This is a genomic window from Hwanghaeella grinnelliae, from assembly GCF_004005845.1.
GTDB lineage: Bacteria > Pseudomonadota > Alphaproteobacteria > UBA8366 > Aestuariispiraceae > Hwanghaeella > Hwanghaeella grinnelliae.
The window spans coordinates 431,230-448,065 of record NZ_SADE01000003.1 but is presented as its reverse complement, the minus strand read 5'-3'; the positions used below and the strand labels follow the sequence as shown (position 1 = coordinate 448,065).

The 16,836-nt window shown below is 59.3% G+C and carries 10 protein-coding genes; 7 read left to right on the top strand and 3 right to left on the bottom strand.

Annotated elements, in window-relative coordinates:
* Window positions 1-59: 59 nt before the first annotated feature.
* A complete protein-coding gene (locus EOI86_RS19045; RefSeq protein WP_127767224.1) occupies window positions 60-1,679 on the bottom strand; it encodes an ABC transporter substrate-binding protein in 1,620 nt (539 codons plus the stop codon).
* A gap of 376 nt (window positions 1,680-2,055) precedes the next feature.
* Between EOI86_RS19045 and EOI86_RS19040 the strand changes: the two genes are divergently transcribed.
* Entirely contained in the window at window positions 2,056-3,438 is a 1,383-nt protein-coding gene (locus EOI86_RS19040; protein ID WP_127767222.1) for a class II 3-deoxy-7-phosphoheptulonate synthase, read from the top strand.
* 75 nt (window positions 3,439-3,513) lie between these two features.
* The gene (locus EOI86_RS19035; RefSeq protein ID WP_127767220.1) at window positions 3,514-4,677 is read left to right on the top strand and encodes a beta/alpha barrel domain-containing protein; all 1,164 of its coding nucleotides are present in this window, start codon (window positions 3,514-3,516) and stop codon (window positions 4,675-4,677) included.
* Between the two features lie 57 nt (window positions 4,678-4,734).
* Here the strand turns inward: EOI86_RS19035 and EOI86_RS19030 are convergent, their stop codons facing one another.
* Window positions 4,735-7,827, bottom strand: a complete 3,093-nt coding sequence (locus EOI86_RS19030) for a hybrid sensor histidine kinase/response regulator (protein ID WP_127767218.1) — start codon at window positions 7,825-7,827, stop codon at window positions 4,735-4,737.
* Between the two features lie 476 nt (window positions 7,828-8,303).
* Between EOI86_RS19030 and EOI86_RS19025 the strand changes: the two genes are divergently transcribed.
* Both EOI86_RS19025 and gltX read left to right on the top strand, forming a co-directional pair.
* Complete coding sequence (locus EOI86_RS19025; RefSeq protein ID WP_127767216.1) at window positions 8,304-9,977, top strand: NAD+ synthase; 1,674 nt, start codon at window positions 8,304-8,306, stop codon at window positions 9,975-9,977.
* 23 nt (window positions 9,978-10,000) lie between these two features.
* A complete protein-coding gene (gene gltX, locus EOI86_RS19020) occupies window positions 10,001-11,347 on the top strand; it encodes a glutamate--tRNA ligase (RefSeq protein WP_127767214.1) in 1,347 nt (448 codons plus the stop codon).
* Between the two features lie 70 nt (window positions 11,348-11,417).
* Here the strand turns inward: gltX and EOI86_RS24705 are convergent, their stop codons facing one another.
* Window positions 11,418-12,155 (bottom strand): hypothetical protein, encoded by a 738-nt coding sequence (locus EOI86_RS24705; RefSeq protein WP_205032262.1) that lies wholly within the window; start codon window positions 12,153-12,155, stop codon window positions 11,418-11,420.
* 468 nt (window positions 12,156-12,623) lie between these two features.
* Between EOI86_RS24705 and cysS the strand changes: the two genes are divergently transcribed.
* The 3 genes from cysS to EOI86_RS19000 are packed head-to-tail and all read left to right on the top strand — an operon-like array spanning window position 12,624 to window position 16,807.
* On the top strand, window positions 12,624-14,081 hold the full coding sequence (cysS, locus tag EOI86_RS19010) for a cysteine--tRNA ligase (RefSeq protein ID WP_127767212.1): 1,458 nt from the start codon (window positions 12,624-12,626) through the stop codon (window positions 14,079-14,081).
* Between the two features lie 14 nt (window positions 14,082-14,095).
* Window positions 14,096-15,688, top strand: a complete 1,593-nt coding sequence (gene cimA, locus EOI86_RS19005; RefSeq protein ID WP_127767210.1) for a citramalate synthase — start codon at window positions 14,096-14,098, stop codon at window positions 15,686-15,688.
* Between the two features lie 24 nt (window positions 15,689-15,712).
* The gene (locus EOI86_RS19000) at window positions 15,713-16,807 is read left to right on the top strand and encodes a DmpA family aminopeptidase (RefSeq protein WP_127767208.1); all 1,095 of its coding nucleotides are present in this window, start codon (window positions 15,713-15,715) and stop codon (window positions 16,805-16,807) included.
* Window positions 16,808-16,836: the final 29 nt, after the last annotated feature.

Genomic DNA, 16,836 nt, shown 5'->3' with positions numbered 1-16,836 from the left:
AGCCCGGCGCAACCGCCGGGCTTTTCCATATCGATAGCCGCCTTTGGGGCGGAGAAGTCCTATTCTTTGTACCACCAGCGCTCGCCGGCTTTTTCTCCGTCGAAGCCCCAGTTACTGGCGATGTTTTCCGGCAGGCCGGTCTTGGCGGAAACCGCCTGGGTAAACGCAGAGAACATCGGGATGACGCAACCGCATTCATCGTGGACGATGCGCTGCATATCCACATAGATCTCACGCCGCCTCGCCGGATCCAATTCTGCGCGGCCTTCGATCAACAGCTTCATGAAGCGCTCGTTGTCGAATTGGCTTTCGTTCCACTCCGCACCGGACGCATAGACTTGGCTGAACATCCAGTCTTCCGTCGGGCGGCCGCCCCAGTAACTGGCGCACCAGGGTTTTTTGAGCCAGACATTGGACCAGTATCCATCATCCGCTTCGCGCGTGATCGAAATATTGATCCCCGCTTTCTTGGCGGTTTCGGAATAAAGCTGACCCGCATCAACTGCGCCTTCAAAGGCGGTCGCGGCCATGGACAGTTTCAGATCGATGCTGTCGTATCCGGCTTTCTTCAGGTGGAACTTCGCTTTGTCCGCATCGTAGCCGCGTTGCGGAATTTCTTCTTCCGTTGCGCGGTACTGATTGACGGGACCGATCGGGAAATCGTTTCCGACTTCACCGTATCCCTGCAGAATTTTCTGCAACCATTCTTCCCGGTCGATGGCGTATTTAAGCGCCAATTGCAGGTCGACATTGTCGAAGGGTGCCGACTTGGACAGCATCGGCAGGGTGATGTGCTGATTGCCTGTAGTTGGGAAGGCAACCACGTTCGGCATTTTCTTCATCCGGCCCATCGTCTTCAGATCGACGTTTTGCATGCCGTCAATCTCACCGGTCAGAAGGGCGCTGGTACGGGCGCCGACATCGGAGATGAAGAGTGTGACGATTTCGTCGAAATGTCCGGCGCCTTCCTTCCAGTAGTTCGGGTTCCGCGTGGTTACCGTGCGGACGCCCGGATCGAAGGACTTCAGAGCATAACCGCCCGTCCCAACGCCGGATTCCCAATCGATGCCGCCCTCGGGCTTCGCCGGACAAATGCCAAGGTGATAGTCACTCACAAGATACGGGAAATCGGCGCTGCCGCCGGACAGAGTGAAGACCACCGTATCTTTGCCGTCTGCTTTCACGTCCTGAATGGCAGCAATGATACCCTTTGCGGCGGACTTGCTGTTTTCGCCCATGTGATGACGGAAGGACTCGACCACGTCTGTCGAGTCGAGCGTCTTGCCATTGTGGAATTCAACGCCTTGGCGGATCTTGAAGACCCATTGCGAAGCATCGTCGGAGGCTTCCCACCCGGATGCCAGTTCCGGAATAAGCTGGTTTTCCGGCCCGATTTCGGTGAGGCAGTTGCGCAACTGACCGAAGCTGACATTGATCATGTAGGAATCGAGGATTTGTGCGGGATCCAGCGAGTCGCCGGTGCCGGCGCCTGTTAGCCCCTGGCGCCAAACGCCGCCCTTCTTCGGTGTCGCCGCTTTCGCCTTCGACACCATGGCGCTGGCGGCCGGAACCGTCAGACCCAGGGCCAATGCCCCCATCATGAAAGAACGGCGGTCGATTTGCGCCGCCCGGAACTGTCGTTCCAACCTGCTCAGTTCGTTCAGTTTTGTCTTGTCCATAAAGATGCTCCCAGTTCGTGTTAGCAATATGCCGTCGGATTTTTCAGTTTGGATTTGTAGTCTCCCTATTGAAAAACATTAGGCGGCTCGGCTGGTGAAATCCACGGGAAAAGCTTTCAGGTAGAGCGTATTAGACCAGTCTGTTAGGCCTGCTACCCTTATTGTCGTGATCGGTGTGGCGTATAAGTTTTTGTGAATGAACTTTGTGCCCGGGCTCGGCGCGATATATCCAGTATATGGCGGTTGGGTTATGGAAATCCGGCGACAAAGGGCGCAAAAGCCGACCTTTACTGTGGAAAACCTGTGTTGATCCGCGTATAGAAACCGGTCCCAGCCTCTAAAAGGCGGGAATAATTGCAAATTGGAGGACAGGGCTATGGTTGCCGCATGGAGCCCGAATACTTGGCGCGACAAAGAAATTCAGCAGGTTCCGGATTATCCGAATTCGGGCACGCTCGATACCGTCGAGGCGACGCTGGCCAATTATCCTCCCTTGGTTTTTGCGGGTGAAGCCCGTCGTTTGAAGGAAGACTTGGCAAAGGTCGCCAATGGCGATGCTTTTCTTCTTCAGGGTGGCGACTGCGCGGAAAGTTTTGCGGAATTCCACGCCAATAACATCCGTGACACTTTCAAAGTCATGCTGCAGATGGCCGTGGTGCTGACATTTGGTGCGTCGCTTCCGGTCGTCAAAGTCGGCCGCATGGCGGGCCAATTCGCCAAGCCGCGTTCCGCGCCGACGGAAAACATCGACGGTGTGGAACTGCCCAGCTATCGCGGTGATATCATCAACGGGATCGATTTCACCGAAGCATCCCGTGTGCCTGATCCCAACCGGATGTTGAGCGCTTATAACCAAGCCTCGGCGACGCTCAATCTGTTGCGCGCTTTCGCCCAGGGTGGCTTCGCTGATCTACATCAGGTGCAGCGTTGGAACCTGGACTTCGTGAAGGGAAGCAAGCAGGGCGACCGGTATCAGGAAATGGCCGGCCGGCTTTCCGAAACGCTCGACTTCATGGCGGCTTGCGGCCTTACGGCGGAACTCGTTCCGCAGATCGCGGAAACGGAGTTCTACACCAGCCACGAAGCTTTGTTGCTGTGGTACGAACAGGCGCTTACCCGTCAGGACAGCTTGAGCGGCGACTGGTACGATTGCTCCGCCCATATGGTGTGGATCGGCGACCGGACCCGTCAGTTGGACGGCGCGCATGTTGAGTTCCTGCGCGGCGTCAAAAATCCGATCGGGATGAAATGCGGACCGTCGCTTGCGCCGGACGATCTTCTTCGCCTGATCGATACGCTGAATCCGGCGAACGAACCGGGCCGCCTGACCCTTATTGCCCGGATGGGACACGACAAGGTGCATCAGCATCTGCCCGCGCTGATCCGTGCCGTGGAGAAGGAAGGCCGCAAGGTCGTCTGGTCTTGTGATCCCATGCACGGCAACACGATCAAGTCGCCGAGCGGTTTCAAGACCCGTCCTTTCGATCGGATCCTGGCTGAGGTGAAAGCCTTCTTCGAAGTCCACGCAGCGGAAGGCACTCATGCCGGCGGCGTTCATTTCGAAATGACCGGGCAGGACGTGACGGAATGCCTTGGCGGCGCCCAGGCGATTTCAGACGAAGACTTGTCGCACCGGTACCATACGCATTGTGATCCGCGGTTGAACGCGTCGCAGGCATTGGAACTGGCGTTCCAACTGGCTGAGGCCCTGAAACTGGAACGGTCGGGTTCGGCCGGGGCATTGGCGCAAGCGTCGTAACTGGCGTCGTAACGATCCGTTTTATCGGCCTAGACTGCGTTCAGATCAGGCCGAGACCTATCCCGGGAGAGGGGCATGTCCGACGCTCAAAAATGCGTTCCGTTGGATGAAGAGCAGCGGTCGGCGGCGGCCGATGATGGCGTGAGCCGCTGGACCGACGCTTATTTCAATCGGACCAAACAGACGATCGGCAAGTTCGGCGACACGAAGGTCACATATGCGATCTTCATGCGCCGACCGGTCGTCGCCGCGCCGCGTCTGGCGGTCGAATGGTTGAAGTCGGTCGCGGAACAACGCGGTTTCGAAGTCAAAATCGATGTGATGTACGACGAAGGTCGCTGGGTCGGCGCCGGTGAGCCGCTGATGTATGTCCATGGCTCGTTCTACAATCTGGTCGATCTGGAAACGTTGTTGCTGCAAAAAATCGGCCCGGCCTGTGTTGCCGCCTACAATGCCTTTTCCATGTGCATGGAATTGCCGAACGTGTCCTTCCTGGCGATGGATGCGCGCCATTGCGCCGGGACCGAAATGGCGGAACTGATGGCCTATGCCGCATCGGTGGGGTCGGCGCGGGCGAAGCGCAAAGGCGGCGCAATCGGGTTCATTGGCAATGCGACCGATGCCACATCCCATTATTTCGGTCAGGAAAAAGGTCTGGGTACGATGCCGCATGCCTTGATCGGATATGCTGGGTCTACCGTGCGCGCGGCTGAAATGTATCACGAGACTTTTCCTGATCAGAACCTGACCGTATTGGTCGACTACTTCGGTCATGAGATCACCGATTCAATGGCTGTCTGCGACCGGTTCCCGGATTTGGCGGAAAGCGGCAAGTTGGCGGTTCGGTTGGACACGCCCGGCGGGCGCTTTTGCGAAGGGTTGGACCCGGCGGGGAGCTATGCGGTGCTTGACCGCAACGCGCCACGGGCCATCCGCGGATATCGGACCGAAGACGAATTGCGCCATCTTATCGGGCCGGGCGTTTCCGCCGCCGCGATTTGGCATATGCGCGAGTCGCTGGACCGGAAAGGTTATGGCAATGTGAAGATTGTCGGGTCGAGTGGGTTCGGTCCTGAAAAATGCAAGGTCATGGCCCTGGCCGACACGCCCATCGATATTGTCGGCAGTGGCAGCTACCTGCCCGATGTTTGGCGCGAGACCTATGCGACGGCGGACATTGTCGACTATAACGGCGAGGCACGCGTCAAGGTTGGCCGTGAATTCCTTCTTAGGAAATAGCCCGTAGTGTCATGACGTCGGTTGGGCGCGGCGGGCCTGTTTTGAAACCTGCATGGATCAGGTTACGAAGCGCTCCCGGTGTGACGTGTTGTCCCCCTGCGGGATCTGTTCCCGCAGGATATCGGCGAGGGATTGAACGCGAACCGGTTTCGTAACATAACCGGTCATTCCCGAATCAAAGCATTGCTGTTCAACACCGGCCTCGACATTCGCGGTCAGGGCAATGATCGGAATCGTTTCCAGTTTTCCGCCCAAGCTTCTGATTTCCTGCGTGGCCGAGAAACCGTCCTGTTCCGGCATGTGCACGTCCATCAGAATTAAATCGTAGGGCGCTTGCCGTGCCAGCGAAACGGCTTCCACCCCATTTCCGGCGACATCGATGGTGTGTCCCATCTTCGTCAACATCATGCGGATCACTTGCTGGTTCACCGGGTTGTCTTCTGCGACCAATATGCGGGACGGCGCGATACCTTGCGATTTCTCGCGGATGGATTGTTCTTCTTCACGCCGATGTTCCGATCTCGCCTCACGCCGGTTGCCGGACTTATCGTCATGCAGATGCATGATTGCATTGAGCAGGTCGGATTGACGGACCGGTTTCAGGACAGTTGCATCGGGGCGGATGTCAGGCGACGAGAATTCGTTCGACGAAAGGACGATGACCGCGGTGCCATGAGCCTGCAGAAGAGCGAATTCCCGGGCCGTTCTGAACGCTTCCAGGTATTCGGCATCGACGATGACAGCATCGAAGCCCCGAGGCAGTCCGGCATCCAGGCGATGTTTTTCGCCCAAGATCTCAGCCGTTGCGCCCCAAGCCGTGATTTGCCTCTGCAGGACTTCGCCCGTCCGCACGTCACCGGCATGGATCAGAATATTGAGCGCAGGGATCGCTTCGTTCTCGGCATATTTCGGACCTTCCAGTACGGCCAGAGGGACCTCGAACCAGAATGTGCTGCCTTCTTCATCGGCGCTGTCGACGCCGATCTCCCCGCCCATGAACTCGATCAGGCGCCGGCTGATCGCTAGCCCCAGGCCGGTCCCTTCATGGGCACGGCTACGCGACGCGTCGAGCTGGGAGAAGTCCGAGAACAACTTATCGAACATGTCTTCCGGAATGCCCGGGCCCGTGTCGTGGACGGAAACGCGGATACGGGTCTTATCGTTTTCTTGGCCGACCACGCGTGCCTCGATCGTCACGGAACCGTATTGCGTGAACTTAACACCGTTACCGGCAAGGTTGATGATCACTTGGCGAAGCCGACCCTCATCCCCCATAAGGCGTTCAGGCATGGCCGGATCGATGATTGAGCCAAGGACGAGGTTTTTTTCGAGGGCACGCGATTGGAGCAGCTCGACGGCGCTCTCAATGCTGTCAGCCAGACGAAACTCTGCGTCTTCCAGTTCGATCTTGCCGGATTCGATTTTCGAGAAGTCGAGAATGTCGTTGATGACGGTCAACAGACCATTGGCGGAGTCCAGGATGGTCCGCGTCATCGACTTTTGCTGTGGGTTTAGATTGCTGTCGAGCAGCAAGTTGGCCATGCCCATTACACCATTCATAGGCGTCCGGATCTCGTGGCTCATGGTGGCCAAGAATTCCGATTTTGCGCGCGATGCTCCTTCGGCGGCTTCCTTCGCCAACGCAAATTCTTCGGCTTGACGCATCTGGTCGGTGACATCGACGCGGACCGTAACGCTTCCGCCATCCTTGGTGCGGTAATCGCGAATACGATAATACCGTCCGGACTTCGCCCGCGTTATCCAAGGTTGACCGGTGGCCTCGCGGCGAATTGCCAGGCGGTTCTGCAGCCACGCTTCCGGGTCTTTCTCGGATCCGGGATACCAGCCATGCTCCATCCCGTATCGCAGAATTTCTTCAAGGGTGGATCCGGTTTTGATAATCTGTTCCGACCCTTCATAGACTTGTGCGTAGCGCTGATTATACAGGGCCAACCTGCCATCCGGCCCAAAATAGGCAAAGCCGTCATCCATGGATTCGATCGCATCGGTGAGACGTTGCTGGATGGTCTGCAGTTCCGCGGTGCGTTGGACGACGGCATCTTCGAGGGCGGTTTTGGATTTTGCCAAGTCGTCCCGCGCCCGAACCATTTCGGTTATGTCGGATGCATAGATGTTCAGATACTTCTCGCCCTTGATCGGCACGAGCAAGAGCCGGTAAACGGTGGTGCCGACTTGACGTGTCAGGGTTATAGGTCCCTGTTTTTCCTGCGCCATTTCGATCGAAGCCAATAGCGACCTGCGTGCATCGCCGACGACGAGGGCCTGAACCAGTTTTTCCGCGGTTTCGTTCGCGTAGAGGACCCGCCCCGTGTCGGAAAGACGGATGATCGGCGACGGGTCTTCCTCGGGAAAGCGTGCCAGCCAAAGCGCGTGGCTCTCCGCTTCCCTCCGGTTCGCCTCCCGCATGGCATTGTCTTGCAGAATAGTGTTGTAACGATCCAGCAACCGCCCGATCTCATCATTCCGGTCGTGGGAAATGACGAAGTCGTTCGGCCTGTCTGGATGTTCCAGTGCAGCGGAAAGGTTTCTGCTCAACTGCATTAGCGGAAAGAGTACGATCTTGCCGACGCAGACCACGGCGATCAAAGCGAAAATAATCCCAATACAAGCAACAAGGATGGCGACGTGTAGAAGATCTTTCAGCAATGCTTCCGTCGTCCAGGCCGTATCAACGACAACGACGATGCGGTAGGTGCCGCTGCTTGTTTCAACGGTACGGACGGTTTTCAACCTGTCAGCTTCCGGCTGTGCATAGTTGCCATCCTTTTCGGGAATCGCTTCGGTATCGCCGATACTTTCACCGAATTGAACCGTGCAATCGCCTCCGGGTTTGCAAATCGCCCCACCGACGATTTCCTCGGCCGAAGAGAATTTCTGGCCGGGCTGCACGACGGTCCATCCACCGCTATCCACAGCGGCCAAATTGGCAAGCGCGTCACTCGCAACTTGACCGATCCTGATGGCTTCTGTGCGATAAATGGCGTGCTGGTTGAAATAGGATGGAACGAGCACAATGCCTTCAATGGCTATGATGCTGAGAAAAATGATGCCCGCAAGGCGCCGACCCAGGCGGGAACCCACTAGGTCCCGCCAGCCAAGCTCAGCTTTTATGCCCTCGGACAATAACATATGGGTTTGCGAATCCGTGCGGTCTGGTTAAACGAAAAATGCCTGCCATACCCAGCTCCATCGCTTCACCGCAGCAGATCGAGAGGCCGCCCCCCAGCGCCTGGGTGAACTGTAACCGGCTTCCGCCCACCCTTGCCGATCCACAAATCCTCCTGCTTGGTTAGCGCAGACGGATCGCCCGGAAAGGCATGAGGAGAACAGCATAGAAGCAGTAAAGAATATATTAATGCTGGTGACCTGCGGCAGTCGGCGCCGACCATGCCGTCGGGCGGCTATTCGTTGGGGTTATCGCCCGATTTTACAGGCGATATCATGGCAAGAAGCACCGTGAAGCTTGATTATACTGCCTTGATTATCCAGTAACGTTGGCCATAGTCGCGATGCTGGCGTTTGAGGGGCAGACCGGAGTTTCCGAACTGCGGACCCACGACGCCCGATGCGAGTGTTTCGCCGGACGAGGGAAGTAGAGATCTTCGATGACGGATAGATTGCGGATAGCGCTGTGCCAGGCGAACCCGACCGTCGGGGCTATTGCGGCGAATGTTGAAAAGGTTCGCGCGGCCCGGGCCGAAGCGGCGGCGGCCAATGCGGACCTGATGCTGTTCACCGAATTGGTGATCAGCGGCTACCCGCCGGAAGATTTGGTTCTGAAACCCTTCTTCCTGGACAAGATCGAAGCGGCGGTGCGCGATCTTGCCCACGATACCGCCGATGACGGCCCGGCAATGCTGGTGACGGCGCCGTGGCGCGGCGAAAAGCAGACCCATGCCAAGGCCCATAACGCGGTTCTGTTGCTGGCGGGGGGAGAGATCGTCGCCGTCCGGCACAAGGTGGACCTGCCCAATTACGGTGTCTTCGACGAAAAACGTGTTTTCATTCCGGGCGACATGCCGGGGCCGATCAGTTTCAAGGGCGTTCGCATCGGCGTGCCCATTTGCGAAGATATATGGACGCCGGACGTAATCGAATGCCTGGAAGAATCTGGAGCGGAGTTCTTTTTGGTCCCGAACGGATCGCCGTTTGAGGTCGATAAACCTGATTTCCGGATTCAACTGGTGACCAACCGGGTGGTCGAAAGTGGTCTGGCATTGGCCTATTTGAACCAGGTCGGCGGCCAGGACGAACTGGTCTTTGACGGGGCCTCCTTCGTGCTGAACGGTGACCGCAGCCTTCCTGTCCAGGGGCCGGCTTTCGAGGAAGCGATCCTGATGACCGATTGGGTGCGCGGGCCGGATGGCTGGTACTGCGAACCGGGTACGAAAGTGCCGCCGCCGGACCGGCTGGCGGGCATGTACAAAGCCCTGGTTCTCGGCTTGCGCGACTATGTCGAGAAGAACGGTTTCCCGGGCGTCGTGCTTGGCATGTCGGGCGGGATCGATTCCGCCTTGTCCGCGGCGGTCGCGGTTGACGCCTTGGGGGCGGACAAGGTGCATTGCCTGATGATGCCGTCGCCCTATACCAGCCGGGAAAGCCTGGAGGATGCCGCGGAAGCCGCGCGCCTGTTGGGCGCAAAGCTGGACGAGGTTGGGATCGAGCCCGCCATGAAGGCCTTCGAGGGTATGCTGGCGCCTTTGTTCGAGGGGCTCGCCGCGGATACGACGGAAGAGAATATCCAAGCGCGATCGCGCGGGTTGGTTCTGATGTCCATGTCCAACAAGCTCGGTTACATGCTGCTGACGACCGGCAACAAGTCGGAAATGTCCGTCGGCTATGCAACGCTCTATGGCGACATGTGCGGCGGCTACTCCGTGCTGAAGGATGTCTATAAAATGGATGTCTTCGCGCTGTGCCGCTGGCGGAATGAAAATAAGCCGTCAGGCGTGCTGGGTCCCGACGGTGCGGTGATGCCGGAACGCATCATCACCAAGCCGCCCAGCGCCGAACTGAAACCGGACCAGACCGATCAGGACTCCCTGCCGCCCTACGAGGTGCTGGACGATATCCTGGCGGGCCTGATCGAAGGTGAACAGTCCGTCGACGAAATTGTCGCCCGCGGGCATGATCCGGAAACGGTCCAGCGGGTCTGGCGCATGCTGGACTTGGCGGAGTATAAACGCCGCCAGGCGCCGCCCGGTGTGAAAGTCACGTCGCGCGCCTTCGGCAAGGACCGCCGTTATCCGATTACCAACGCGTTTCGGAAAATTCTTTAAGCTCTTTCAAGGAAGTTGTTCTTATGACCGGCAAGACCGTCCGCGTCCGTTTCGCGCCCAGCCCGACAGGCTCCCTGCATGTCGGCAATGCGCGCACCGCGCTAATCAATTGGCTTTACGCCCGTCACCACGGTGGCGAGATGCTGTTGCGCATGGACGATACCGATGCGGAACGCTCGACAAAGGAATTCGAACTGGGGATCATCGAGGACCTGAAATGGTTCGGCCTGGACTGGGATGACTTTGCCCGCCAATCCACCCGTCAGGAACGCTATGACGCTGCGACGGAGCGCTTGAAGGCGTCAGGCCGCCTCTATCCCTGTTACGAGACGCAGGAAGAACTCGACCTGAAGCGGAAGATCTTGTTGGGGCAGGGCAAGCCGCCGGTCTATGACCGCGCCGCCTTGGACCTGAGTGCGGACGAACAGGCCGCTTTCGTGCAACAGGGCCGTACGCCCCATTGGCGCTTCCGCCTGCTGGATGAGCCGGTGGAATGGGACGATTTGGGTCGCGGGCATGTGCATTTCGAGCCGGGCCATCTGTCCGACCCGGTATTGGTCCGCGAGGACGGCCGGCCGCTCTATACCTTGAGCTCCGTCGTCGACGACGGGGAGATGTTCATCACCCATGTCATGCGCGGCGAGGACCATGTGGTGAACACGGCCGTTCAGGTTCAGTTGTTCCAGGCATTGGGCTACGACGTGCCGGCTTTTGCGCATATGCCGTTGATGGTCGGTGCCGATGGCAAGGCGCTTTCCAAGCGGATCGGCAGTCTCGGCTTGGCTGAAATTCGGGCGGAAGGGACGGAGGCCGTCGCGCTTGCCGCCTATCTCGCCCATTTGGGCACGGCGATTGCGCCGGACGGGTCCGAAGGCATGGCCGATCTGGCCCGGAATTTCGATATTTCCGGTTTCGGGCGCGCGGGCCCGCGATACGATCCGGCGGAACTGGATACGCTGAACGCCAAGGTTATCCATCACATGTCCTTCGACACGGTGAAGGGCCGCCTTGCCGAAGCGGGACTGACGGAGGCGGACGAGGCCTTCTGGACCGTCATCCACGGCAATATCGCCAGAATTTCCGACGCCACCTATTGGTGGGAGGTCTGTAACGGGAAGATCGACCCGGCGATCGAAGACGAGGACCGCGATTTCCTGGCCCAGGCCGCCGAAGCCTTGCCGGACACGCCCTATGACGAAACCACTTGGAAGACTTGGACCGGCGCCTTGAAGGACAGCACCGGCCGCAAGGGCAAACAGCTGTTCTTGCCGCTGCGGCGCGCGCTCACCGGCCGCGACAACGGGCCGGAACTGCGCGACCTGCTGCCGCTGATCGGAAAAGAGCGGGCGGAAACGCGCTTGCGAGGGTAAGGCTCGGCGCGGTCATCTTAAAAAAAGGCCCCGGAAACCGGGGCCTTTTTGTATTCTAGTGTCTGAGACTTCAGGCAGCGGCGCGGCGGCGACGCATGAAGCCGATCAAGCCGAACCCGCCAAGCCCGCTCAGCAACAGCGGCAGGGCGGCCGGAAGCGGTACAACGCCGGTCTGACCTTCGAAACCGCTGACGAAGAAACGGTTGTCGTTATTGTTGGTCGAGCTGGTCGTGAAGACGATGTATTCGAAGGGGCTCAGGCCGCCGGCGAATTCGAACGTGTCGCCCGAGGTCGTCGGCTGCTGGCCGATCAGTTCCAAGTCCGCGAGGACACCGCTGAAGGCCGCGCCGGTGGCCAGGAAGCCGCCGCCGGTCGTGTCGTTATACCCGAAGATCGAGAAGTTCTGTTGGTTCAGGAAGTTGAACGTGGCGGAGACCGGCGTCCAATTCCCGGCCGTCGGCAGTTTCATCACCAGATATTCCAGCGAGGTGTAGCTGTCCGTATACGGCGCGAGCGGATGGTTCTGGTCGTTCGCGTATTCTTCACGCGACCAGACGCCGACGCCGTCCGTGGTATGCGCCACCGGTGTCGGTGAGTTTCCCCAGGTGTTGTTGGTCTTGTCGAAATCGAAACCGTAGAAGGTCACGCCACCCTCGACCGAGGGAATGGAAAGCGTGCCGTTCGCGAAGGCGGTATTCGCACCACCGCTGAAGTCGAAGCTGGTCGTCGCGGCGTTCGCAGCGGAAACACCCAGAAAAATTGCGCAGGCTGCGATACCGGTCCGCGCCATGACTGAAACAACACTCATCTTAACCTCGATCCATTCCGGGGCTGTGCCCCTTCGCGTAAACTGGCATCGTCGGGAAAGGCAGGATAGCCATTGCCCTAGCCGTTATGTCGCAATCCTTAGCAGGTTACGGCGGGCCCTGTGTGGATGGTGGAACCAATGTATTCAATGGCCGTTGACATTGAGGATGATTGGTCGAGTTTTGTGCATGCGCCGCCTGGAAGACTTCAAATTCCCGCCGCTTTTGGCGGATTGCCAAGACTGGGTCGTTTTCCCTATAGTGCGCCCGGTTTCGATCCGAGGCGAGGCGTTAGGGCATGTCCCCCACCGCAATCATCATTATCTCCCCCTGCCGCATTATTTGCGGCTGTCGGTGCTGTTGATCCTTCGACAGCGTTTCGGTGGCCGACGGAACAAAGAAGCCGCTTAACTTCCCAAATTGAATATTTTTGAGGGCTCCGCCGCGCGGATGCTCAGAGGCAGCAGGTCATGACCATTCGGATTCATAATACGGCGACACGGCAGAAAGAAGAATTCACACCGATCGATCCCGCGGGGAAGGGCGTCGGCATGTATGTCTGCGGACCGACGGTCTACGACCGGATCCATATCGGCAACGCCCGGCCGCTTGTGGTGTTCGATGTCTTCGCCCGGCTGTTGCGCCACGAATTCGACGGGAAGGTCACCTATGTTCGGAACATCACGGACGTTGACGACAAGATCAACAATCGCGCTGCCGAGCGCGGGATTACCATCCGCGAGCTCACCGACGCGACGATAGAGACCTTCCACCAGGACGCCGCTGCGCTGGGATGCGTCGCCCCGGATGTGGAGCCGCGCGCGACCGACCATATCGCCGAGATGATCGATATTATCGAAAAGCTGGTGGCAAACGGCCATGCCTATGAAAAGGACGGGCATGTGCTGTTCGACGTGCCGTCCTGGCCGGATTACGGCAAGTTTTCAGGCCGCGACCGGGACGAGCAGGTGGCCGGCGCGCGGGTCGAAGTCGCCCCCTACAAGAAAGACCCGGCCGATTTCGTGCTGTGGAAACCGTCTTCCGGCGACGAACCAGGCTGGGAAAGTCCCTGGGGCTATGGCCGGCCGGGTTGGCATATCGAATGCTCGGCCATGAGTAGCAAGTATCTGGGCGAGACCTTCGACATTCATGGCGGCGGGCAGGATCTGATATTCCCCCACCATCAGAACGAAGTTGCGCAAAGCTGCTGCGGTCACAAGGGCTCGGACTACGCCCGCTACTGGATGCATAACGGCTATCTGCTCAGCGAAGGCGAGAAGATGTCGAAATCCCTCGGCAACTTCTACACCGTCGCCGAATTACTGGAGGAGTTTCCGGGTGAGGCCCTGCGCCTCGTCCTGCTGCAGACCCATTACCGCCAGCCGCTCGACTTCTCGAAAGAGAAATGCCGAGAAGCGAAGGCGACCCTCGACCGTCTGTACGGGACGCTGAGAAAGGCCGAACCCCTGATGGAGGAACTCCCCGGCGTCGATCCGTCGGACGAAACCATTCGAAGCTTCTATGGCGCGTTGGAGGACGATCTCAATACGGCCGAAGCGCTTGCTGTCGTATTTGGTATCGCGCGGCAGTTGAATATGAGTCTGATGAAAGTAGAAAACGCGCCCAAGCAGGGCACACAGGTGAGCGCGCGCATTGCGGCGATCGGCGATCTGGATCGGCTTCTGCACTGCACTGAGGCACTGGGCCTGCTGGCGGTGGACCCCGATCAATGGCTCAAAGGCGAAGGGTCGGCGAGTGCCGCGGGCGGCCCGTCGGCTGAAGAAATCGAAGCATTGATCGCCGAGCGGATCGCGGCGAAGACAGAAAAGAACTTCGCCCGCGCGGACGAAATCCGCGATGGGTTGAAGGCGCAGGGCGTCGTGCTGGAAGACAAGCCCGGCGGTGCCACTGAATGGCGGCGCGGATAGGGAAGGAAAAGACGATGGCTGACAGGGTCTATCTGTTCGACACCACATTGCGAGATGGCGCACAGACACAGGGCGTCGATTTCACCGTGGCGGACAAAGCCGCGATCGCGGCGGCATTGGACGACATCGGCATCGACTATATCGAGGGCGGCTGGCCGGGCGCGAACCCGACCGACAGCAGTTTCTTCGAAACCCCGCCGGTGCTGAAACACGCGACCCTTGTCGCTTTCGGCATGACCCGCCGGCCGGGCCGCAGCGCGGATAACGACCCGGGCCTTGCGCCGATCTTGAATTCCAAGGCCGCGGCCGCCTGTTTGGTCGGCAAAAGCTGGGACTTTCATGTCGATGTCGCGCTGGAAATCCCGCGTGAGGAAAATGTCGCCATGATCCGGGACAGTATCGCCCTTTCCAAAGAAAAGAAGGGCGAGGCGCTGTATGACGCGGAACATTTCTTCGATGGCTACAAGGCCAATCCCGATTACGCGATGGCATGCGTGACCGCGGCGTACGAAGCCGGGGCACGCTGGGTCGTGCTTTGCGACACCAATGGCGGCACCTTGCCGCACGAAATCGAACAGATCGTGGGCGAGGTCGTGAAGGTCGTTCCGGGTTCCCATATCGGCATCCACGCCCATAACGATACGGAAAACGCGGTTGCCAATTCGCTCGCCGCCGTGCGCGCGGGCGCACGCCAGGTCCAGGGCACGCTCAACGGGTTGGGTGAACGCTGCGGTAATGCCAATATCATTTCCCTGATTCCGTCGCTGACCCTGAAGATGGGGTACGAGACCGGATTGACCGAAGGGGGCTTGGCGAAGCTGACGGAGCTGTCGCGCTTGCTCGACGAACGTCTCAACCGCCCGGCGAACCGGCATCAAGCTTATGTCGGGGAAGCCGCCTTCGCGCATAAGGGCGGGCTGCATGTCTCCGCCGTCGCCAAGGATCCGCGCACTTACGAACATATCGACCCGACGCTTGTCGGCAATCACCGCACCATCGTCGTTTCCGACCAGGCCGGACGGGCGAACGTTCTGGCGCGCTTGTCTGAGATCGGCATCGAGGTAACGGACGAGGACAAGATCCGCCGCCTGCTGGAAGTGGTGAAGGAAAAGGAATATGCGGGCTATGCCTATGACGGGGCGGAAGCCAGTTTCGAACTGCTCGCCCGTCAGGCGCTCGGCGAAGTACCGCGCTATTTCACCACCGATCGGTTTCGCGTCATGGATGATCGCCGCCGCAACGCCAAGGGCGAATTGGTGACGGAATCCGAAGCCACGGTAACCGTCCAGGTGAAAGGCGAACAGATCATGCGCGTCGCCATGGGCAACGGCCCGGTCAACGCGCTCGACACGGCCCTGCGGGAGGCACTGTCCTCGGTCTATCCGCAGCTCGGCCAGATGCAGTTGGTGGACTATAAGGTGCGCATCATGCCGCCCCGCCACGACAGTACCGGGACGGACGCGGTGACCCGCACCGTCATCGAAAGCGCCGATCACAACGGCCACCGCTGGGCCACCGTCGGCGTCTCCCCCAACGTCATCGACTCATCCTACATCGCGCTCCGCGACGCCTATGCCTATCTGCTGTTCCGCGAAGGTGTAAGGTAGCGCCGTAAAATCAGGAGGGTGTCCATGACCAAACCCCGTGCCAGAGACCTTGGCTTGCCCTTTCCGGGCGAAACCGGTGCGTGGAATGCCATTACGGATGTTCCGGGGGTGAAGGTCGGCTACACGACGCTCACCGATGACGCGAAGAACATGCGCACCGGCGTCACGGCGATCATACCCCGCGATGACGAGGGTGAGCCGCGCCCAATCTGGGCCGGTCATTACTCGCTGAATGGGAATGGGGAGATGACGGGCACCCATTGGATCGACGATGCAGGCTATTTCATCGGGCCGGTCTGCATTACCAACACGCACGGTATCGGCATGGTCCATCATGGCGCCACACGGTGGATGATGCAGCGGTGGCCGGAATGGTACGCCTCAGAACATTCCTGGGCGATGCCGGTCGTGGCGGAAACCTATGACGGCGTGTTGAACGATATCAACGCGCAATACGTCACCGATCAGGACGCCATCGATGCGCTGAATGCTGCGCAATCCGGCCCCGTCGCGGAAGGCAATGTCGGCGGCGGGAACGGCATGATCTGCTACGAGTTCAAAGGGGGAACCGGCAGCGCTTCACGGAAGGTCTCCTACGGCGGCGGCAATGATTTTACCGTCGGTGCGCTGGTCCAGGCCAATCACGGTATCCGTCCTTGGTTGACGATCTGCGGCGTGCCGGTCGGCGAACACCTGAAAGACGACCGTCTGCGGGCCCAGGAAATGGGATCGATCATCGTTATCCTGGGAACCGACGCCCCGTTGAGCCGCACCAGCTTGCGCCAATTGGCGAAACGCGCCGCCATCGGCATCGGCCGTTCCGGCACGCCGGGCGGGAACAGTTCCGGGGATATCTTCCTCGCCTTCTCGACGGCGAATGTTCAGGACCAGCCGGAAACCGCGCCGCTTCTGATCGAGCGGAGTGAGTTGAACATCGACCGTCTTGACCCGCTGTATCTGGCCGCCGTTCAGGCCGTGGACGAAGCCGTCATCAATGCCCTGGTCGCGGCGGAGACCTGTCCAACCTTTAAACCCCCGGGGCTGACCTGCGCGGCCATCGACACCGATGCGCTGAAAGCGGTGATGCAACAATACGGTCGATTGAATCCGACTGCCTGAACATCCCATTCCGCGGTGCCGACGCCTAT